Origin of the sequence: Nocardia aurantiaca (assembly GCF_009708175.1) — a bacterium.
Lineage (GTDB): Bacteria > Actinomycetota > Actinomycetes > Mycobacteriales > Mycobacteriaceae > Nocardia > Nocardia aurantiaca.
The window spans coordinates 239,306-259,217 of record NZ_WMBB01000003.1 but is presented as its reverse complement, the minus strand read 5'-3'; the positions used below and the strand labels follow the sequence as shown (position 1 = coordinate 259,217).

The window sequence follows — 19,912 nt, the reverse complement described above, 5'->3', positions numbered from 1 at the left end:
ATTCGGCGCGGTGCGGGCGACCGTAGCGTCATTCCTGTAGCGCAGAAACCGATTACAGGAGTTCCGATCATGGCCGATACCGCCACTGTCAGCGCCCCCCGGTCGCAGGACCGGCTGAGCCTGCTGCGCGTGCTCGCGCCGACCGCCCGCGATATCGCGGTGCCGCTCGCCGCGTACTACATCCTGCATTGGGCCGGGTATTCCGATTTCCTGGCGCTGTTGGCGGGTGCGGTGTTCTCCGGTGTCCTGGTCCTCGTCGAGGTGATCCGGGTCCGGCGCGTCGACGCCATGGCCGCGCTCATCCTGGCCGGCTTCGTCTTCGGCATTGTCAGCTCGCTGATCAGTGGCGATGCCCGGATGATGATCGTGCGAGATTCGCTCACCACCGCTGTCATCGGCCTGGCGTTCGGGGTGAGCGTCCCGCTGGGCAAGCCACTGACCTATGTGGCGGCGCGCAAGGCCTTCGCGAACTCGCCGGCGAAGCTGGCGGAGATGGAACTGAGGTTCCGCACCGATCCGCTGGTGCGTCGTCTGCACAACCGAATCGCCGGAATGTGGGGCGTGGGACTGATCGGTGAGTCCGTGCTGCGGGTGGTGCTCGCCTACCGGCTGCCCATCCACACCATGGCGTGGCTGTCCAGTGTGCTCATGGTCGGTATCACCGTGGTGCTGATGGCCGTCACGATTCGAACCATCAAGCGGGTCAAGCGAACTGAATCGATCGCGGAACCTGGCTACGCTTCGGTTCATGAGTGAGGGGCCGGTTCCGAACGGCACACTGACGGGAACGGCACGGGTCGAGGCGTTCAGCGACGGGGTGATGGCGATTGCCATCACCCTGTTGATTTTGGATATCCGGGTGCCCGAGCATGAGCCCGGGCATCTGCTGCGGGCCCTGGGGCATATCTGGCCGTCGTATGTGGCGTATCTGGCGTCCTTCATGACGATCGGCGTCGTATGGATGAATCACCACACCTTTTTCGGGCGGCTGCGGCGCATCGATCATGTGCTGCGGTGGTGGAATCTGATGCTGCTGCTGGGGATTTCGCTGGTGCCCTTTCCGACGATCGTGGTGGCCGACAATCTGGTGAACGGCACGCGTCGGGACGCCGTGGTGGCGGTGGCGCTGTACGGGATCGTCGGGGTGATGATGACCGTGCCGTGGGCCCCCATGTGGTGGCGGCTGGCGAAGCGGCCGGAGATGCTGAAGCCCGGTCTGGGCGCGGATTACGCACGTCGTGAGAGCTGGCGGGCCTGGCCGGGGATTCTGGTCTACGCGGCGTGCGTCGGCGTCGGATTCTTCTCCCCGATAACGGCTCTGGTGCTGTATTTGCTGGTCTCGACGTTCTACGGCCTGAGCAACAAGGGGTGGACGGCGCCGACCGAACCGGATCTGGACGTCGAATAGCCCTTGCCAATTTAAGCGATTGTGATTAACTGCCGGGGTGGACAGCACGAGTGTGGCCGGCGGCCCGGTCACCCAGATCGCCTGGGTGGTCGAGGACATCGCGGCCGGTGAACAGTTCCTGAAGACGACCATGGGCGCGGGCGGGTGGATGCGCATGCCCGAGGTCCACTTCGGGCCGCAGACCTGCGTCTACCGCGGCGAGCCCGCCGACTTCACCGCGCACATCTCGCTGTCCTACAGCGGCGACACCCAGCTCGAACTCATCCAGCCGGTGCGCGGCCGTTCCATCTACACCGAATTCCTCGAACGCGGCGGGTCCGGTCTGCACCACGTCTGCCTGGAACCCGCGGACTTCGAGGCCGCCCTGAAAGATGCTGCGGCACGGGGAATTCCGGTGGTACAGCAGGGCGATATGGGCGGGCAGATGCGTTTCGCCTACCTCGACGGAGCGGCCTCGGGCGTGCCGTTCATCGAACTCGCCGAGATCGGGCCGAACATGCGGCTGTTCTTCGAGCAGATCAAGAAGGATGCGCAGTGAGCACTGGGATTCCGGAAACCGTTGCGGCGCGGTCGATAACCGACTGGTCCGATGAGGTCGACGTGGTCGTCGCCGGATTCGGCATCGCGGGTGGGTGCGCGGCGGTCGAGGCGGCGGCGCGCGGGGCCCGCGTACTGGTGCTGGAGCGGGCCGGTGTCGCGGGCGGCACCACCGCACTGGCCGGCGGACATTTCTACCTCGGCGGCGGCACCGGCGTGCAGCGGGCGACCGGTCACGAGGATTCCGCCGAGCAGATGTACGAGTACCTGCTCGCGGTGGCGCGCGATCCCGAACCGGAGAAGATCCGCGCCTACTGCGACGGTAGCGTCGAGCACTTCGACTGGCTGGAGAGCCTGGGTTTCGAATTCGAGCGCAGCTACTACCCGGAGAAGGCCGTCATCCAGCCCGGCACCCAGGGGCTGATGTATACCGGCAACGAAAAGGTCTGGCCCTACCGGGATCAGGCGATTCCCGCGCCGCGCGGGCACAAGGTCCCGGTGGCGGGCGACACGCAGGGCGCGGCCATGATCATCGACCTGCTGGTGAAGCGGGCCGCCGCGCTCGGCGTCGAGGTGCGCTACGAGACCGGCGTGACCAACCTGATCGCCGACGCCGACGACGCCGTGGTGGGCGTGAGCTGGAAGAACCTCGGGAAAACCGGTGCGGTGCGGGCGAAGTCGGTGGTGCTGGCCACCGGTGGGTTCGTCATGAACTCGGAGATGGTGGCCGAGCACGTGCCATGGCTGACCGAGAAGCCGTTCGTGCTGGGAACGCCGTTCGACGATGGGCTCGGCATCCGGCTGGGCCGCTCCGCCGGTGGCGAGACCTGCATGATGGACCAGGCGTTCGTCACCGCACCCGTGTACCCGCCGGCGAAATTGCTGACCGGGATCGTGGTGAACCGCAATGGTGAACGCTTCGTCGCCGAGGACTCGTATCACGCGCGCACCTCCGCGTTCGTGCTGGATCAGCCGGGCGCGATCGCGTACCTGATCGTGGACTCCGAGCACATGGAACGGCCGAACTTCCCGCTCGCGCCGTTCATCGACGGGTGGGAGACCGTCGAGGAGATGGCCTCCGCGCTCGGAATCCCCTACGAGGCATTGTAATCCACGCTGGACCGCTACAACGCGAATGCCGCCCGCGGTGAGGATCCCGACTTCCGCAAGGCGGCCGAATGGCTCGAGCCGCAGGACCACGGACCGTGGGCGGCCTTCGACCTCACCCTGGGCAAAGCGCTGTACGCGGGCTTCACCCTCGGCGGCCTGCGCACCTCGGTCGACTCGGAGGTGCTGCGGGACAACGGATCACCGATTCCCGGCCTCTACGCGGCGGGCGCCACCGCCTCGACCCTCGCCCAGGACGGCAAGGGCTACGCGAGTGGCACCCAACTCGGCGCGGGCTCGTTCTTCGGCCGCCGGGCCGGGCGTCATGCCGCCAGTCGCTCGAGCTGACGGATCAGCTCCGAGGCGGTGACGGCGTCGAACACCCCGAATGTGCCGCCCCGGAGCTCCACCGCCAGAATCCGCTGTAGCTCGGGCTCGTAGCGATAACCGCCCTCGAGTCCAGGTTCCAGCGTGACGGTCACCTCACGGGTGGGACCGAAGCGGCGAAACAGGGACTCCCGCACCAGCTCCCAGCCCAGCTCTTGCAGACCGAACACCCGATCGGTGCGGACCTGTCGATCGGTGAAGCGGGACAGGCGATTCGACTCCGCCTCCTCGGGCGCGAATACGTAGGTCGCCCGCTCCAACTGTTCGAATGGTTGTCGTAATCGATTGTCGGCGAACGAGTTCTGCCATGTCACGACGGAATCCCCGAGCTGTGCCGGATGGGCGACGCCCACCAGCGTTTCGTCCGATAGCTCGATCGGGTCGTCGTCCGCGCCGCGAAGCACACCCTCGGCATCGACCCGGAACGCACCGGTCACCGTGCCGCGGCCGTCGAAGCTCGCCCACACCAGTCGCCGCGCGAGCTGCCCGAGCGCCGGATCCTCCAGGACCAACCGCCGATGCGCCGCGGCCCGCCATCGCCGACCGTCCACCATGGCCGCCTCCAGCCGCCGAATCTGATCGGTGGTCACCGATCTCGGATCCGCCGCGGGTCGCGGCGGATCGTCATCCGATCGCGGGGGTCCGGCTCCGAGGCGGGCGCGAACCCGCAGTTGCAGGGTTTCGGCGGCGGGCTCGGCGTCTTCGTCCGGCGCGGTGGTGCGCAACCAGGGCGTCATCCGTCCAGCACGCGGATCCGGGCCCTCCACCCGCAGCCGAACCCGCGCTTCGGTCACCGCGACCGTGAACGCATGACCGTGTTCGTTCATCCAGCTGTCGATGAACCGATCCATGAATTCCCGCTCCCGCTGGGCCCCGGTCCGATACGCGACAGCCGCGTGCTGCGCGATGGCGAACACCGCCGCCGCCCCGCCCGGCGTAACCGGCCCTTCCGGTGCGGCGGCGTATTCGGCCGCGGCATCGGCGATTTCGTCCAGTCCGTCCAGCCGGGCGGCGGTCAGTACGATCTCCACGGCCCGACGGTGCCGACGCAGAAACTTCCGCACCGCCTCGGTGGCGTGCGGATCGGCCCAGCGCCGCTCCTCGTCGGTCATGACCGTCATCTTGCCGCTACGCACCGACAGTGGTACGTCGGCTGGGTGATACCGACACGCTGCTGGTGTCGCGGGAATGGCGGCCGGAGTGAAGACCAGCGCGGGAGCGACTAGCTCGGGTCTCGCACGATCAGCGACACCGCCATGGGGACGAGCACTTCCACCAGATCGGTCACCGGCGGCCGGGGCACCGACAGCAGCCATTCGTGGGCAAGGCCGTTGATCGCGCCGATCAGGGCGCTGCCCGCGAGTTCGCCGGCGCCGCGCACGCGCGCACCCGACCCGGCCAGTGGTTCCACCGCCCTGTACAGGATGGAGATCCAGGCGTGGCGGCGTTCGCGCCGATGCTGCTCCATGCGCTCGCTCACGCCGACCACCTCGACGAAGGCCACCTTGGCGCGGAACGGGTCCGTACCGATCGAGTCCAGGAACGCCGAAAGCGCCTGTGTCACAGTCTCGGTCGGGTCCGGATCCGGCTCCACGGCGCTCAGGGCATCGGCGAGTGCGACGGCGGCCTGGTCCTGGATCTGGTCGTAGGCGGCGACCAGCACGTCCTCGCGGGTCTGGAACTCCTCGTAGAACTGGCGTTTGGATAGTCCGGCGGCGGTGCACACATCGGCCAGCGAACAATTGGCGTAGCCGCGCTCACCGAATATCTGGATGGCCGCGTCGAGGAAACGCTGCCGGCGCTCGGCTTTTCGTTCGGTCACGGCGCGCCCGCCGTACTGCCTGCCTTCGATCGTCACTGTCGTTTCTCGATCGTCACGCCTCAAAGGTTACGGGTGGGGGCCCACGGATTCCGCTGCGCGGGCGTCCCGGTCCCGGTCCGTGGATACGGCCTCAGCGTCGCGGACGCAAACCATTCATCATGTGGGTGACCATCTCGTCGAAGAGACCGTCCGCCTCCTCGGCGTCGACCAGGCCCGAACCCAGGATGGCGGCCAATCCTTGCAGCGCGGCGACCGCCGACAGGCAGATGCGCCGCGCGTCGCCGGGCACCACTTCGCCGCTGGCCTGCGCGTCGGTGACCATCTCGATGGGCACGGTGAAGGCGCGCGCGGCGGCCTCGCCGATGGCCGGGGTAGGACTGTTCTTGCGCGCGAACATGAGTGCCAGCAGCGCCGGATTGTCGATGGCGAAGCGCAGGTAGGTGTGGGCCATGGCGCGCAGTCGCTCCGGGAACGTGCCGGTGGCCGCGGCCCGCTCGAATCCGGCTCCGAGCCGCTCGAATCCGGCTACGGTCAGTGCGTCCAGCAGCGCCTGCTTGTCGCGGAAGTGCCGACTGGGCGCGGCGTGGCTGACACCGGTGTCGCGGGCGAGCTGCCGCAGCGACAGGCCGTCGACGCCCGTGCCGCGCAGGGTCTCCTCGGCGCGCCGTAGTAGTTCGGCGCGCAGGTCACCGTGGTGGTAGGACCGCGCGCGCTCCACCACCTCGCGGGCTTTGCGCTTGGCGATGCTCATGGTGAGAGCAGGATATCGGACACATCCGAGGATGTTGACGTTGACTACTTTGTTGTCGATGCCTACATTCGTCGCATGGCGAACGACAATGCCTCCTCGACCGGCCCGGAGGCCACGGCGACCCCGGCGGCGACCCCGGTTCGGTCGGCCGTGCCGCTGCGCGGCTGGATCGGCCCGATCCTGGTGCTCACGTTGCTTGCGGCGCTGATCGGCACCATGTACCTCGGCTACACCTCCGACCCGGAGAAGAACCTGCACGACTTCCCGGTCGCTCTGGTCAACCAGGACGTGGGCGACGTGATGGACGGCAAGACCCTCAATATCGGCGACCAGATCACCGGTGCGCTGACCGAGCAGATTCCGCGGGACAAGATCGACCTGCGGCTGGTCGGCATCAACGACGCCCGTCAGCAGCTGAGCAACGGCCAGATCTACGGCGCCATCATCATTCCGAGCGATTTCACCAAGCGGCTGTCCATTCTGGCGGCGGCCTCCGTGGTCCCCGGCGACGTGGAGCGCCCGGTCATCACCGTGCAGACCAATCCGCGCGCGGGCACCTACGCGTCCTCGATCATGCAACGCGTCACCGATCGCGCCATGGCGCAGGTCAATACGACAGTCGGCGCGCAGCTCACCGGTCAGGTGAAGGCCAAGCTGGCGTCGCAGGCGGGCGCGCCCGCCACCGAATTGGCCGGTGCCGCCCGGCTGCAGCTGGCCAAGCCCATCGACATCGTCGTCAGCCCGTACCGACCGCTGCCCGCGGGCACCGGTCAGGGGCTGTCCGCGTTCTTCTACACCCTGGTGCTGCTGTTCGCGGGCTTCAGCGGCGCCATGATCATCCACGCGATGATCGACAACGTGCTCGGTTACGCCCCGGCCGAATACGGCCCGTGGTTCCGCGCGCCGGAGCCGGCGCCCATCAGCCGCTGGCGCACCCTGCTGGTCAAATGGGCCATCGCCACGATCACCGCACCGTTCCTGTCGGGCATGTTCATGGGCATCGCCAGGATCTTCGGCATGCCGATCGACCAGCCGCTGCCGCTGTTCCTCTACGGGACCCTGGCCGTTATCGCGGTGGCGGTGACCGGCCTGTCGGTGCTGGCCGCCTTCGGCACCGCGGGCCTGCTGATCAACATGATCGTCTTCGTGGTGCTGGGCCTGCCGTCCTCCTCGGGCTCGATTCCGGTCGAGGCGATTCCGCGTTGGATCGCCGCGCTGTCCAGCTTCGAACCCATGCACCAGATCTACCTGTCGGTACGCGCCATCCTGTTCTTCGACGGGCATCTGGAGGCGGGTCTCAGCACCGGCATCTGGATGACGGTCGTCGGCCTGGGCCTGGGCCTGCTGCTGGGCGCGGTCGCCACCCATGCCTACGACCTGCGCGGCCTTACTCGCCTCGGCGTGTCGCACCAGCCCTGACCATCGTCCGCCACAGTGACTTTCGGCCCTGTTCGTTGTCGAGCTGTGACGGTGATACTGGCCCCGGGGCACCGAATAACTCATCGCCGGGCGATGAGTGTGGGGCGGTTCGATGGTGATGGCTTCGTCGCAGTTCGATCAGCTGATAGGACAGTTCCTGCGCGCCGTGCGCGATGGCGGTGGCGGGCTGTGCGCGGTGTGCGGCGCGTGCGTGCGGGTGCTGCCGGTCCGCCGGGCGGCCATCGTGCTCGAGGAACGCGACGCGGGTATGCAACCCTGGTGCACCAGTGACGAATTCGCCGAGCGGGTGGAGCTCGCGCAGGCCACGGCGGGCGAGGGGCCGGCGGTCACGGCCGTGGCCGACGGTGTACCGGTGGTGGTCACCGATCTGAGCGTCGACTGCGAGCATTGGCCCGGATTCGCCGAGGCGCTCGGCCGGGAGCCGGTGTCGGGCTCGCTGTTCGCGGTGCCGTTGCGGCTGGGTGCGATTCGGCTCGGCGCGGTGGATCTGTACCGCGATTCGGTCGGTCGGCCCGGGCCGCGGCTGCTGTCGGCGGCGCTGCACATCGCGGATCTGGTCACCGCCAGCCTGGTGCTGGGCACCGGCGACGATGCCCGGCAGTGGGCACAGCCGTTGTCCAGCCGCTGGATTCATCAGGCGGCCGAGATGACCAGCGCCCAGCTCGGCATCGAGATCGCCGATGCCTACGCCCGTCTGCGCGGATATGCCTTCACGCACGGGCTCTCGCTGGTCGAGGTGGCTCGGCGGGTGGTGGAACGCAGCATTCGGATCGAGGCCGAATGAGCGAAACTGTTCCGCATCACCCCGCCCGCCAAGGACGGTACTGAAAATGTCACTGGCATAACGGAATACGTTATGCGGCTCAGTGCGCGGCGGTGGCCTTGAAGCCGCGCGGGACCAGGATCGCGGTGAGTACCGCCACCGTGCCCACCATGGCTGTCGAGATCCAAGAGGTGGTGGTGAGCGCGGCGTCGTAGGCGTGCTGGGCGATGTGCAGCACCTCGGTTCCGGTGGGGCCGCCGATCTTCTCGGCAACATAGGCCGCGCCGCCCACCGAGCCGCGCGCATCGGCCAGATCCTCGCCCTGCAGCGGCAATCCGGTCATGTGGCCGGTGAAAAGACGGCCGTGAATGCTGCCCAACAGCGCCACGCCCAAGCCGATGCCGAGTTCGTAATTGGTCTCCTCGACCGCGCCCGCCTGCCCGGCGCGCTCGGCCGGGACCGCCGACACCAGCACCGCGGCAGCCGTGGTGATCGCGATGCCGTCACCGATGCCCAGGCACAGCAGTACCAGCGCGACGATCGGGTAGGTGGTTTCCGGCACCGCCGCCAGCACCGCGAAACCCGTTGCCAGCGCGCCCAGTGCGAAGCCCATCAGCGCACGCACGCCGACATGCTGCATGAGCCACGGGGTGGACAGCGAGCCGAACAGGGTGGCCAGCGCCGCGGGCAGGGTGCGCATACCCGCCTCTGAGGGCGAGTAGCCGTGAATGTACTGCAGCCACAACGAGATCAGGAACAAGGCCGCGCCGATGGCCAGCATTGCCAGCAGGGTGGCCAGCGCCGCCGCGGTGAAGGCGCGATTACGGAACAGTCGCACGTCCAGCAGCGGATCCGCCGACTTCAACTGCCGATAGGCGAACAGACCCAGCAGGATCACCGAGGCCGCCATGATCGCCAGATCGATCGGGGCCGGGCTGCCCTTGGCCACATGCTTGATGCCCCACGCCAGCGCCACGACGCCCAGCACCGACAGCGCCGCGCTCGCCCAGTCCAGGCTGCCGTGCTGTGGCGCCTTGTATTCCGGCAGCAGCCACAGCCCGGCGCCCACCGTGATGATCACTACCGGCACATTCAGCCAGAAGGCCGCCGACCAGCCGAAGGCCTCGACCAGATGGCCGCCGACCAGCGGGCCGATGGCCGCGCCCGCGCCGGCCACCGAGGCCCAGATGCCGATGGCCAGGGTGCGTTCCTTGTCATCGGTGAAGATATTGCGGATCAGCGAGAGCGTGGATGGCATGACCATGGCCCCGCCGACACCGAGCAACGCGCGTCCCGCGATGAGTTGCGCGGGCATGTGCGCGGTCGCCGCCACCACCGAGGCCAGGCCGAAAAGCACGAAGCCGGACAGGAACAGCCGCTTGCGCCCGTACCGGTCGCCGATCGCGCCGCAGGTGATGAGCAAGCCGCCCAGCACCAGGCCGTACAGGTCGACGATCCAAAGCTGTTCCATGGGACTGGGTTCCATGTGATCGATGAGCGACGGCAGAGCGACATTGAGAATCGTCGCGTCCATCGCCACCAGCAGCAGGCTCGCGCACAGTACGGCGAGCATGGCCCACCGGCTCGCCGCCGCGGGCGTCACCTGGTTCGGCGGATTCTCCGACTGTTCCTGCGGTGGGATGCGGCCCACGGTTTCCCGCCTCCTCGATCAGGCGTTGGTCACGCTGCTGGCAACAACATGGCTAAGCCTACCTGCGGGTCACGGGTCACTTGTCGGCGTTCTGTTTCGCCAGCAGGTCGCGGATCTCGGTGAGCAGCTCCAGTTCGGTGGGGTCGGCCTTCACCTCGGTGGGCTTGCTGAGCCGGTTCTTGATGGTGTTCATCGGCAGGATGAGCACGAAGTACAGGACCGCCGCCACGCACACGAAGTTGACGCCCGCGCTGATGATCGGACCGAGGGCCACGAAGGTGGCCGGCTTGTCGGACAGGATCTGGAAGCCCAGCCCGTATTCCCTGTTGCCGCCGAGGACGGCGAGCAGCGGCTCGATCACACCCTTGGTCACCGAGGTCACGATGGCGGTGAAGGCCGTACCCATGACGACCGCCACCGCGAGATCTATGACATTGCCCCTCTTCAGGAAGTCTTTGAAGCCCTTGATCATGGTCCGCGCTTAATCCAATCCGAGACGTTTTCGTTATCTTTTGGATGGAAGTTTAAAGGCTGAAGCAGGTGTGTCGGGTACACGGCCCAGCCCCCTTGACGGGGGTCACTCCCACCCGTGATAGCGGGATGGCACACAATGGGCAAACCAGACGGGTCGAATCAGCTCCCGCGCTCGGCCCGGAAGGTCTTCCTCAGCGCCGCGCATGCCCCAGTGCAGAAACGTCGGCACGATGGCCGAATCCGCGCTCTGAGCCGGGGGCCGACACCCTGACAGTGAACAGCGGCTCGGCCACGCTCCAGACGCTGTACCCGTGGCGAGGAGCATGGAAAGCCAAAGCGCCGAGCGCGTATTCGGTCCGCTCGCCGTGCGCGCCCGGGGTGATGTCGCTTGATCGGAACAACCACGGTCGGATCGCGAACACCACGTACGGGTTCACGATCGCGATATAGCCGAATCCACCGATCATGTTGTCCTGCAGCGTATTCGCATTCCGGGCGGCGATATCGGGCGTACACGGTGAATGCCGTCACCAGATCGACGAGCCGGAAACACCCTGGGGGCCAGTGCCGCTCGATGATGGCAGGAACCGGATCGCGATGTCGTCTCGGACGAACGAGACTGCCGAACACGAGCGAACAACGCCGGTTCCGGGCCGCGTGGCCCGGAACCGGCGTTGGTGGACTACTTTCCGCCGGCCCTGTTCTTCAGGGCGTTGACGATCTCGTTGACCGCCGCCAGCACGTCCTGTGCGGCGTGGTCGAGGTTGGCGCGCACCGACTCGAGGGTGCTCTGGAGATCGTCGGGAGTGATCCTGTCAGCGAATGCCTTCGCCATATCGGCGAGCTCGGCGGCCGCGGCCTGCGCCCGGTCGGCCAGGTCGGCGGCGGCCCCGCTGGCCCGTTCGGCCAGTTGCCCGGCCGCTGACTCGGCCCGCTCCCGCAGGTCGGCGGCGGTGACCCCGAGGTCGGTGCTCAGGTCATCGGCGGTGGTGCGCAGGTCGTCGGCCAGGCGTTCGGTGGTGTCGTCGAACTTGGCGCCTGACTTGTCATCGGAGTTTTCATTCGTCGGCATGGTTGTGTGGTCCTTACTTCGATCCGCCGCCGAGGTCTTCCTTCATCCTGCCCATGAAGCCGCCGACCTTCTCCTTCACATCGTCGGTGGCCTGCTCGAGGTGCTCTTCCATGCGTTTGGTCATGCCCTCGGCGTTGCCGGATATGTCGCTGGCCGCGCCACGGGCTTTCTCGGACATGTCCGAGCCCGCCTCGTTCATCCTGTCGCCGAAAGAAGCCATCGGAACCTCCCTACGTCGGTCACGCCCGGGCAGTTACAGCGATCTTTCAGCAATCGATACTAGTCCTCTTTCAGTGCACCGGACCGAGTACGCGTGCGATGTAGGCGTTGGTGAAGCGCCCCTTCGGGTCGAAACGGCGTCGGACCTCGGCGAACCTCTCCCAGTCCGGGTAGCGCTCGCGCAGGGTTTCGGCGGTCTGGAAGTGGCGCTTGCCCCAGTGCGGGCGGCCGTTGTAGCGGTCGAAGACGCGTTCGCAGGCGCGGAAGTAGGGCTCGTAGTCCATGCCCTCGTACTGGTGCACGGCGATGTAGCAGGTCTCGCGGCCACCGGCGGGGGAGAGGAAGGCGTCGTCGGGGGCGACCCAGCGCACCTCGATCGGCATCGGGGTGTCGAAATGCCTGGCGACCTCCTTGATCTCGCGGATGGCGTCGGCCGAATGCTCGCGCGGCAGCGCGTATTCCATCTCGGTGAAGCGGAACAGCCGGGGGCTGGCGAAGACCTTGTAGGAGCGCTCGACCTGGCGGCGGTAGCTGCCCGCGTAGGCGGCGCTGCGCTGCACCAGCGGAATCAGGCTGGGGCGGCGGCGGGTGAGCCGGCAGAGCGCGTCGAAGGTGTAGTTGGTCATCAGGATGTCCGAGAACCAGTCCACGGCCCTGCCCCGAGGTTGCTCGGGCAGGTCGACCCTGTTGTTGCGCTTGGTCATGGCCAGTGGGCTGTGGGCGAACATGTAGAACTCGAAGTGTTCGTTGCCCTCGACGAAGCTGTCCAGATCGCCGAGCACATCCTCGACCGGCACCGGCCGCTCGATGCCTTCCAGCACGAAGGATGGCACCATCTGCAGTGTCACGGCGGTGACCACGCCCAGCGCGCCCACGTTCACGCGCGCGGCCCGCCAGCCGTCGGGGTCGGTCTGCTCGTTGAGCTCGACCCGGCTGCCGTCGGCGAGCATGAGCTCGACGGAATGCAGTGCGGCCGAGAGGTTCTGCAGCCTGGATCCGGTCCCGTGGGTACCGGTCGCGGTCGCGCCCGCGATGGACTGCACGTCGATGTCGCCGAGGTTGGGGAAGGCCAGGCCCAGCGGGTGCAGCGCGGTGCTGGCGGCATTGAGCGTGATGCCCGCTTCCACGCGGACCAGCCCGGATTCGCGGTCCACGTTCAGGATCTTGTCCAGCTTGTTCAGCCGCATGAGCGTGCCGTCGGTGAGCACGGTCTCGGTGAAGGAATGGCCCGATCCGGCGACCCGGACGGTGTGTCCGTTCGCTTCGGCCTGTGCGAGTACTTCCGCGACGTCCTCGGGCGAGCTCGGTTCGGCGATAGTTGCCGGGGTGCAGCTCTGATCCCCGGCCCAGTTCACCCAAGAGTTGGTCATGCGACCAACTTTAAACCGCGAGTGTGATGCGCGCTACCGTTTGCGCGGGGTGCAAGCCGCCGCCTTGGCCCGTTCCACCTCGTCCTCGGTCAGCGGCGGCTGCGTGAGCGGCAGGCGGGGCACGCCGTCGCCGCGCACGCCATTGAGAATCAGCGCCATGTAGCGCTCCCAGACATCGGGATTGACCGGCCGGGCGAATCCGGCCATGCCGTCGACCATGTTCACCATCGCGAAGAAATCGGCCGGCTCGATATCGGGCTGGAGTGCGCCCGCGTCCTTGGCGCGCTGGATGACCGCCTGCATGCCGGGTCGGATCTGGTCCTTCATGCACACGAAACGGTCCATGCTGTCGTGCAATTCGAGCAGGACCTCACCGAAGCCGCGATTGGCCGCGATGTGCCGGCACGAGTACTCGAACAGGGCGACCAGTCCATCCCAAGGGTCGGGATGGTGTAGCGCCGCGTCCACGGCCCCGGCGAGTTCGGTGACCATCTGGTCGAAGACCTCGGAGATGAGTTCCTGCTTGTTGGCGAAGCGCCGGTAGACGGTACCGACGCCGACGCCGGCCTGTTCGGCCACATCGTCGAGGGTGACCTCGAGCCCGCGGTCGGCGAACAGTTCGCGGGCGGCCGCGATGATGCGCTGCTGATTGCGGGCAGCGTCCGCGCGCAGACGGCGAGGTGGAGGCGCGGTGGTGACGTGATTCACACCATAATCCTAACAAGGCGGCAGAGTTATTCGGAGGGTGGTTCTCCGTTTTGTGGCGTGGGTTATGTTCTCGAATCCTCTCCGCAGGGCGGCGGAGATTTCCGGCTGGAACTGCCTGACCGCTCGGCGAGCCCGCGGGCCTTACGCTCTCGACGCCGATAGGGGCGAAATATACTTCCCGAATTCGGGAAGGCCACCTCGACGCTTCTGTGACACACGGGATTTGCGGTCCTCGAGTGCTTTCCAGCGCGACCGTCCGAAGTCTCGGATGATCTGTTGTCGAGGTACGGAAGATCCGGCAACCAGCCGCGCTCAGCCCGCCGCTGGTCAGCCTCCTGCAGGGCGTGGTCCGATCGCATCCTTGATACGGTATGGGGCATGGGATTCGGCGACGCATAGGTTTCACACCCATCGACGGCGGCCCCATTCCGCGTCGAGTGCTTGCCCTGCTGCAGCGGACCACGCGAAGGAGTAGCGGCTCGCGTGTGGAGCGCGGGGGCTAGCGGGACCTGGTCGTCGCCGTGCCATTCGTAGAGGGTCCGGCGGACAAGCTCGGTACGATCTCGAGCGCATTGGCGCGCATGGTGCGGATCAGGACCGACTCGTTCTCCATACCCAGGTGGAAGACCTCGCCGATGCTGTGGTCGGCGCCGACCGAAATGATGCCGTCCACACGGGAATTGGCGATCCGGTCGCGCATCCGACTCGGCTCCTCGGGGCCGATGGGACAACTCCCGGCAAGCCGTTCTATCCTCGCTGTTCCGGGCCGCTGTCCGGCTTCAGCAACACGCGAGTAGCAACTATTTCGCTAATTGAAGGGAGGGGTGGTGGCTGCGAACGTCGCGGGCGTGGACGCCGCCCTGCTCGGTGTCATCGCGGTGGGCGGCGCGATCGGCGCGGAGGCGCGGTACGCCGTGAGCCTGTGGGTGCCGCACCGGGGCGCGATTCCGTGGCAGACGTTGGCGGTCAACGTGTTCGGCTGCTTCCTCATCGGGGTACTGATGGTGTGTATCACCGAGATATGGGTGGCGCATCGTCTGATGCGGCCGTTTCTCGGGGTCGGTGTCCTCGGCGGTTTCACCACTATGTCCACCTACGCCGTGGAGGTTCGTACACTGCTCGAATCGGGCCGGGTCGGCGCGGGATTCGCCTACCTCGGGGGAACGGCGGTGGCAGGGCTGATTTCGGTCGTGCTCGGCGTGAGTGCGACACGATGGGTATCGGGAACGGCACGACGATTGGGGGCAGGCGATGAGTGACATGGTTCGGCGGTGGGTATCGGCGTCGCGGTTGACCGTGCTGCTGGGTGAGGACGACACATATCGGCACCGGCCCCGCTACCACGAGATCGTGCGGCGTGCCCGGGATGCCGGATTGGCCGGGGCGAGCGTGTGGCGCGGCGTCGAGGGCTACGGGGTGTCCTCCCATATTCACACCACCCGCCTGCTCGACCTCGCCGAGCGGCTGCCGGTGCTGGTGATGATCATCGATGACACTGCGCGGCTGCGGGCCTTCGTGGAAACCAATGCGGACCTGCTGGATTCGGTCATCGTGGCGCTCTCGCCCGTCGAGGTTTTCGACGGGGTGCGGCATTGACAGCGTTGCTGGTGATCCTCGGCGCGATCTTCGGAGCGCCTGCCCGGTATCTGGCGGATCGCGCGTTGGCCCATCGATTCGATAGTGTTCTCCCCCTGGGCACACTGGCGGTGAACGTGGGCGGTTCGGCTGTGCTGGGCGTGTTGATCGGTGCGGGAGCAAACCATTGGCTCCTCGCTGCCGTGGGAACTGGGTTCTGCGGCGCGCTGACCACGTTCAGTACGTTCGGGTACGAAACGGTTCGATTGGCCGAGGAGGGCGCTTACAGCTATGCGGTGGCGAACGTCGTGATCGGCGTCGGCGCAAGTCTGGCCGCGGCCTACCTCGGTGCCTTCCTCGGGCAGTGGGTGTGGCCGTGATTCTCATGACCAGCCGGGCGCAGGCGATACGGAAAGGAGGTGCGAGCATGGCCCACGATCGAGCCGGACGACCGGCCCGGGCCACGGACCTCGAGGACATCGCGCATGTGGTGACGGCCTACTACAGCCGGATTCCGGATCCGTCGGATCCCGCGCAGCTGGTGTCCTTCGGCACGTCCGGTCATCGCGGGTCGAGCCTGGACTGCGCGTTCAACGAGGCGCACATCCTTGCCATCACCCAGTCGATCGTGGAATACCGTGCCTCGCGCGGCATTACCGGGCCGGTATACCTAGCCCGTGACACGCACGCGTTGTCCGAGCCCGCCTGGACCACCGCGCTCGAGGTGCTGGCCGCCAATGACGTCACCGCCGTCATCGACTCCCGCGACAGGTACACGCCCACACCGGCTTTGAGTCACGCCGTGCTGCGGCACAATCGGGGCGGGACCCGGCATCAGGCCGACGGCATCGTGGTGACGCCCTCGCACAATCCGCCGCGCGACGGCGGGCTCAAATACAACCCGCCGCATGGCGGCCCGGCCGACACCATCGCCACCGACGCCATCGCCGCGCGCGCCAACGAGCTGCTGCGCACCGGACTCGCCGACGTCAAGCGCACCTCGCTGGCGCAGGCCCTGGCCACCAATGTGGAGCGCTACGACTATCTGGACCGCTACATCTCGGACCTACCCAATGTGCTGAATCTGGACGCCATTCGCGGCGCCGGGATCCGGCTGGGCGCTGACCCCATGGGCGGGGCATCGGTGGACTATTGGGAGGAGATCGGGCAGCGGTACGACCTCGAGCTCGAGGTGGTGAATCCGTTCGTCGATCCGACCTGGCGGTTCATGACGCTGGACTCCGACGGGCGCATCCGGATGGATCCGTCCTCCCGGTACGCCATGGCCTCGCTGGTGGCGATTCGCGACGACTACGACATCTCCACGGGCAACGACGCGGACGCGGACCGGCACGGGATCGTGACTCCCGATGCGGGACTGATGAATCCGAACCACTACCTGGCGGTAGCCATCGAATACATGATCGCCAACCGGATGGGGTGGGACGCGCTGACCAAGATCGGCAAGACGGTGGTGACGTCCTCCATGATCGACCGGGTGGTCGGGGTGCTGGGGCGCGACGTGTACGAGGTGCCGGTCGGGTTCAAATGGTTCGTGCCCGGATTGTTCAGCGGCAGCCTGGCTTTCGGCGGAGAGGAATCGGCGGGGGCGTCGTTCCTGCGCATGGACGGCACCGTGTGGACCACCGACAAGGACGGCATCCTGCTCGCCCTGCTGGCCGCGGAGATCACCGCCGTCACCGGGCAGAGTCCGTCGACCCGCTACACCGAACTCGAAAAGCGCTACGGCTCACCGGCCTACGCCCGTATCGACGCCACCGCCACCCCGGAACAGAAGACCCGCCTCGCGGTGTTGACGCCGGACATGATCACCGCGACCGAAATCGCCGGCGAACCCATCACCGGCATTCAGACCCGCGCCCGCGGCAATGGCGCAGCCCTCGGAGGCGTCAAGGTCACCACCGAGAACGCCTGGTTCGCCGCGCGTCCTTCGGGCACCGAGGACAAGTACAAGATCTACGCCGAGTCCTTCCAGGGGCCTGAGCATCTGGCACAGGTCCAGGCCGCGGCCGAGGAGATCGTCGGACACGCCCTCGCGGGTGAGTAGCGCGGCTCGGTCAGGTTGCTGATGAACGGTTCGGCGCGTGTCGGTGAGTGAGGTGTCGGTGGGCGGGCGGCATCGGCTGCCGGTGGAGATCTGGGTGCTGGTGGGGTCGGCGTTCACGATCGCGATCGGGTTCGGGTTGGTGGCGCCGGCGTTGCCGCAGTTCGCGCGGAGTTTCCATGTGGGCGTCGCGGCGGCCTCGTTCATCGTGAGCGCATTCGCGTTGATGCGGTTGATCTTCGCGCCGATGGCGGGGCGGTTGTTGCAGAGGCTGGGGGAGCGGCCGGTCTATCTGACCGGGCTGCTGATCGTCGCGGTGTCGACCGGTGCTTGCGCGCTGGCGCAGAGTTATTGGCAGTTGCTGGTGCTGCGGTCGCTGGGCGGCATCGGGTCGACCATGTTCACGGTGTCTTCGCTGGGGCTGGTCATTCGCATGTCGCCGCCCGCCGAGCGAGGGCGGGTTTCGGGGGTGTACTCCACGAGCTTCCTCATCGGTTCCATCAGCGGGCCGCTGGTCGGCGGTGCGCTGTCCTTCCTGGGCCTGCGCGCGCCGTTCGTCATCTACTGCGTGGCGCTGCTGATCGCCAGCCTCATCGTCTACGCGGCGCTGCGGGATTCCCCGCTGGCGCTGCCGGAAAAGTCGAATGGCGCGCCTGTGATGACCCTCCGCGAGGGGCTGAGCCGGCCCGCGTACCGGGCCGCGCTGTGGGCCAACTTCGGCAATGGCGCAGCCGTTTTCGGTGTGCGCATGGCGCTGGTGCCGCTGATCGTCGTCGAGGTGTTGAAGCAGGACGCCGCGCTCGCGGGCGTGGCGCTGACCGCCTTCGCCCTCGGCAACGCCTCGGTCCTGTTCCTCTCCGGCCGCTGGTCGGACACCCTGGGCCGCAAGCCCTTCCTCATCGCGGGCACGCTGGTGTGCGCAGTCGGCACGGCGGGCATCGGACTGGCCCCCACGCTCGTATGGCTCTTGGTCGCCTCATGCGTGGCGGGCATCGGCTCCGGCATGTTCACTCCCGCCCTCCAGGCGGCGGTCGCGGACATCATCGGCCCCGGGACCCGCGGCGGCCCGGTCCTGGCGGGCTACCAGATGTCCGCCGACCTCGGCACCTTCCTCGGCCCCTACGCGATCGGCATGCTCGCCGACCGGGTCTCCTACGGTGTAGCCCTGGGCGTCACTGCCCTGCTGCTGGCCTCGGCCTCCGCGATCTGGCTGGTCGTCCCGGAAACTCTGCGCCATAAGGAACCTGTCACCGCCGGCTAGGGCCGCTCAGCCAGCGGTCCATCGGATCCGACGGTTCGGGCAGGACGATGGCGGCCGCGTCGTCGAGTTCGCATGCCGGGTGGAAGAAGCGGTGCGCGTCGATCTCGGGCGGCGGGGTGGGTGTTGCTCGGGTGGGAGCGTCGGGCAGAGTGTTGCGGGTGAGCAAACCGACTTCGAATCACACACCGCGGCCGGTCTCGAGCAAGACCACCTACGCGCTGGCCGGTCTGGCCGTTGTCGTGGTCGCGGTGATCGTGGCGGCCGTCTACCTGTGGAATCGCGGCGGCGGGGACAAGGTGCGCAACGACGGGTACGGGCCGGTGCACGATCGCGGGGTGTCGGTGGCGCTGGACTCCGATGGAGCCATCGTGCTGGGCAAACCCAATGCGAAAACCATCGACATCTACGAGGATCCGCTGTGCCCGGCGTGTGGGCAGCTGGAGAAGATCTATGGGCAGGAGATCGCTCAGCAGGTCGACCTCGGCAAGATCGCGGTGCGGTACCGCCTGGTGAACTTCCTCGACCCGCAGTCGCGGAGCAAGGATTACTCCACCCGGGCTGTCGCCGCCAACGAGTGTGTCGCCCAGGCCGGTGACGGCCCGGTCTACTCGAAGTACCACTCGCTGCTGTTCACCACCGAGCAGCCCTCCGAAGGCGGCCCCGACCACGACAACAAGGAACTGGCCGCCATCGCCAAGGAGGCGGGCGCCGACGACGACGTCGCCAAGTGCATCACCTCCGGCGACCGCGCCGACACCGGTCGCGCCCACGCCGAAGCGGCACTGAAGGCCCTCAACGACGCCCTCAACAATCGCGCCGCCACCCCGTCGGTCTTCATCGACGGCAAGAAGGTCGACGTGAACAACGAGAACTGGGTCCTCGACGCCGCGAAATAGACTGGGCGGTAAGGCTTCAGGCATCGAGGACGGGCCGACGCAGGCGACCCGTGTAGGCGGCTGCCCGGCCCAGCGCGTCATTGGCGGCATCGAGTTCGATGAGGGCCTCGTCGAATACCTCCGTGGCGCCGGCGACGCAGTAGGCCGGGGTGGTGAGTGCGCCGGTGCCCGGAGTGTCGAGCAGCAGACCGGAGTAGGGGAGATCGCGGTAGGCAGCGGTCAGGTCTGTCAGGTCCGCGCGGAGGGTCCGCAGCCGATCCTGCAGTAGCTGCCGCCGCTGCTCCAACAGCAGTGGATCCCGCGGGTCGGCTTGCGCGCTCGGTTCATGGTCGTTCATGCGACCAGCATGCAGTGGTCCGCGAAAACATGCGGTGATCTGCGAGAACATGTGGTGGTGCACTGGAGT

At 67.3% G+C, this 19,912-nt stretch carries 24 protein-coding genes and 1 pseudogene; 12 read left to right on the top strand and 13 right to left on the bottom strand.

The genetic code is table 11. The features are described 5' to 3' along the window. Positions 1 to 69: 69 nt before the first annotated feature. The 4 genes and pseudogenes from GLP40_RS07385 (at position 70) to GLP40_RS07370 (ending at position 3,400) form a co-directional block, all read left to right on the top strand. Entirely contained in the window at positions 70 to 756 is a 687-nt protein-coding gene (locus GLP40_RS07385; RefSeq protein ID WP_154787085.1) for a VC0807 family protein, read from the top strand. Beyond that, on the top strand, positions 749 to 1,408 hold the full coding sequence (locus GLP40_RS07380; RefSeq protein ID WP_154787084.1) for a TMEM175 family protein: 660 nt from the start codon (positions 749 to 751) through the stop codon (positions 1,406 to 1,408). The genes GLP40_RS07385 and GLP40_RS07380 overlap by 8 nt, the downstream gene beginning before the upstream one ends. 37 nt (positions 1,409 to 1,445) lie before the next feature. Beyond that, a complete protein-coding gene (locus GLP40_RS07375) occupies positions 1,446 to 1,946 on the top strand; it encodes a VOC family protein (protein WP_154787083.1) in 501 nt (166 codons plus the stop codon). Then, positions 1,943 to 3,400: pseudogene (locus tag GLP40_RS07370) on the top strand (FAD-binding protein). The gene GLP40_RS07375 and the pseudogene GLP40_RS07370 overlap by 4 nt, the downstream one beginning before the upstream one ends. Here GLP40_RS07370 and GLP40_RS07365 read toward each other — a convergent pair. The 3 genes from GLP40_RS07365 to GLP40_RS07355 form a co-directional block, all read right to left on the bottom strand. Next, positions 3,376 to 4,551, bottom strand: coding sequence for a DUF4132 domain-containing protein (locus GLP40_RS07365; protein WP_154787082.1), 1,176 nt, complete (start codon positions 4,549 to 4,551; stop codon positions 3,376 to 3,378). The pseudogene GLP40_RS07370 and the gene GLP40_RS07365 sit on opposite strands and share 25 nt — an antisense overlap. Positions 4,552 to 4,661: 110 nt before the next feature. After that, positions 4,662 to 5,261 carry a TetR/AcrR family transcriptional regulator gene (locus GLP40_RS07360; RefSeq protein WP_328289823.1) on the bottom strand — a complete coding sequence of 200 codons (600 nt, stop codon included), beginning with the start codon at positions 5,259 to 5,261 and terminating at the stop codon, positions 4,662 to 4,664. A gap of 130 nt (positions 5,262 to 5,391) precedes the next feature. Beyond that, complete coding sequence (locus GLP40_RS07355; RefSeq protein ID WP_154787080.1) at positions 5,392 to 6,012, bottom strand: TetR/AcrR family transcriptional regulator; 621 nt, start codon at positions 6,010 to 6,012, stop codon at positions 5,392 to 5,394. A gap of 75 nt (positions 6,013 to 6,087) precedes the next feature. On the opposite strand from GLP40_RS07355, the gene GLP40_RS07350 reads away from it, so the two are divergent. Together GLP40_RS07350 and GLP40_RS07345 are read left to right on the top strand one after the other, a co-directional pair. Then, positions 6,088 to 7,431: a YhgE/Pip domain-containing protein gene (locus GLP40_RS07350; RefSeq protein ID WP_154787079.1), complete on the top strand. Its 1,344-nt coding sequence runs from the start codon at positions 6,088 to 6,090 to the stop codon at positions 7,429 to 7,431. 118 nt (positions 7,432 to 7,549) lie between these two features. Then, positions 7,550 to 8,236, top strand: coding sequence for a GAF and ANTAR domain-containing protein (locus tag GLP40_RS07345; protein WP_154787078.1), 687 nt, complete (start codon positions 7,550 to 7,552; stop codon positions 8,234 to 8,236). Positions 8,237 to 8,315: 79 nt separating this feature from the next. On the opposite strand, the gene GLP40_RS07340 is transcribed toward GLP40_RS07345, so the two are convergent. From GLP40_RS07340 to GLP40_RS07305, 8 genes are all read right to left on the bottom strand, one after another. Next, positions 8,316 to 9,866 (bottom strand): MFS transporter, encoded by a 1,551-nt coding sequence (locus GLP40_RS07340; RefSeq protein WP_328289822.1) that lies wholly within the window; start codon positions 9,864 to 9,866, stop codon positions 8,316 to 8,318. A 76-nt stretch (positions 9,867 to 9,942) separates the two neighbouring features. After that, the gene (gene mscL, locus GLP40_RS07335; protein ID WP_154787077.1) at positions 9,943 to 10,338 is read right to left on the bottom strand and encodes a large conductance mechanosensitive channel protein MscL; all 396 of its coding nucleotides are present in this window, start codon (positions 10,336 to 10,338) and stop codon (positions 9,943 to 9,945) included. A 193-nt stretch (positions 10,339 to 10,531) separates the two neighbouring features. Further along, a complete protein-coding gene (locus tag GLP40_RS07330) occupies positions 10,532 to 10,807 on the bottom strand; it encodes a hypothetical protein (RefSeq protein ID WP_154787076.1) in 276 nt (91 codons plus the stop codon). Positions 10,808 to 11,022: 215 nt separating this feature from the next. Beyond that, positions 11,023 to 11,412, bottom strand: coding sequence for a hypothetical protein (locus GLP40_RS07325; RefSeq protein ID WP_154787075.1), 390 nt, complete (start codon positions 11,410 to 11,412; stop codon positions 11,023 to 11,025). A gap of 13 nt (positions 11,413 to 11,425) precedes the next feature. Beyond that, positions 11,426 to 11,632 carry a hypothetical protein gene (locus GLP40_RS07320; RefSeq protein WP_154787074.1) on the bottom strand — a complete coding sequence of 69 codons (207 nt, stop codon included), beginning with the start codon at positions 11,630 to 11,632 and terminating at the stop codon, positions 11,426 to 11,428. 70 nt (positions 11,633 to 11,702) lie between these two features. Then, positions 11,703 to 13,001 carry a D-arabinono-1,4-lactone oxidase gene (locus GLP40_RS07315; RefSeq protein ID WP_154787073.1) on the bottom strand — a complete coding sequence of 433 codons (1,299 nt, stop codon included), beginning with the start codon at positions 12,999 to 13,001 and terminating at the stop codon, positions 11,703 to 11,705. Positions 13,002 to 13,034: 33 nt separating this feature from the next. Continuing rightward, positions 13,035 to 13,709, bottom strand: a complete 675-nt coding sequence (locus GLP40_RS07310; RefSeq protein ID WP_328289821.1) for a TetR/AcrR family transcriptional regulator — start codon at positions 13,707 to 13,709, stop codon at positions 13,035 to 13,037. Between the two features lie 499 nt (positions 13,710 to 14,208). Next, positions 14,209 to 14,409, bottom strand: coding sequence for a hypothetical protein (locus GLP40_RS07305; protein WP_154787072.1), 201 nt, complete (start codon positions 14,407 to 14,409; stop codon positions 14,209 to 14,211). Between the two features lie 127 nt (positions 14,410 to 14,536). Between GLP40_RS07305 and crcB (GLP40_RS07300) the strand changes: the two genes are divergently transcribed. From crcB (GLP40_RS07300) to GLP40_RS07280, 5 genes are read left to right on the top strand one after another with little or no spacing between them, the layout of a single operon-like run. After that, entirely contained in the window at positions 14,537 to 14,968 is a 432-nt protein-coding gene (crcB, locus tag GLP40_RS07300) for a fluoride efflux transporter CrcB (RefSeq protein ID WP_328289820.1), read from the top strand. Continuing rightward, entirely contained in the window at positions 14,961 to 15,305 is a 345-nt protein-coding gene (locus GLP40_RS07295; protein ID WP_230329324.1) for a DUF190 domain-containing protein, read from the top strand. The genes crcB (GLP40_RS07300) and GLP40_RS07295 overlap by 8 nt, the downstream gene beginning before the upstream one ends. An 11-nt stretch (positions 15,306 to 15,316) precedes the next feature. Beyond that, positions 15,317 to 15,664, top strand: coding sequence for a fluoride efflux transporter CrcB (gene crcB / locus GLP40_RS07290; RefSeq protein WP_328289885.1), 348 nt, complete (start codon positions 15,317 to 15,319; stop codon positions 15,662 to 15,664). A gap of 47 nt (positions 15,665 to 15,711) precedes the next feature. Next, the gene (pgm, locus tag GLP40_RS07285; protein ID WP_154787069.1) at positions 15,712 to 17,352 is read left to right on the top strand and encodes a phosphoglucomutase (alpha-D-glucose-1,6-bisphosphate-dependent); all 1,641 of its coding nucleotides are present in this window, start codon (positions 15,712 to 15,714) and stop codon (positions 17,350 to 17,352) included. A gap of 37 nt (positions 17,353 to 17,389) precedes the next feature. Next, complete coding sequence (locus GLP40_RS07280; RefSeq protein WP_328289819.1) at positions 17,390 to 18,610, top strand: MFS transporter; 1,221 nt, start codon at positions 17,390 to 17,392, stop codon at positions 18,608 to 18,610. On the opposite strand, the gene GLP40_RS33645 is transcribed toward GLP40_RS07280, so the two are convergent. Continuing rightward, complete coding sequence (locus GLP40_RS33645; RefSeq protein ID WP_230329323.1) at positions 18,597 to 18,776, bottom strand: hypothetical protein; 180 nt, start codon at positions 18,774 to 18,776, stop codon at positions 18,597 to 18,599. The two genes, GLP40_RS07280 and GLP40_RS33645, sit on opposite strands and share 14 nt — an antisense overlap. Here GLP40_RS33645 and GLP40_RS07275 point away from each other — a divergent pair. Continuing rightward, entirely contained in the window at positions 18,769 to 19,506 is a 738-nt protein-coding gene (locus GLP40_RS07275) for a DsbA family protein (protein ID WP_328289818.1), read from the top strand. The two genes, GLP40_RS33645 and GLP40_RS07275, sit on opposite strands and share 8 nt — an antisense overlap. Positions 19,507 to 19,522: 16 nt before the next feature. Here GLP40_RS07275 and GLP40_RS07270 read toward each other — a convergent pair whose 3' ends face one another. Continuing rightward, on the bottom strand, positions 19,523 to 19,843 hold the full coding sequence (locus GLP40_RS07270; RefSeq protein ID WP_154787067.1) for a hypothetical protein: 321 nt from the start codon (positions 19,841 to 19,843) through the stop codon (positions 19,523 to 19,525). Between the last annotated feature and the right edge of the window lie 69 nt (positions 19,844 to 19,912).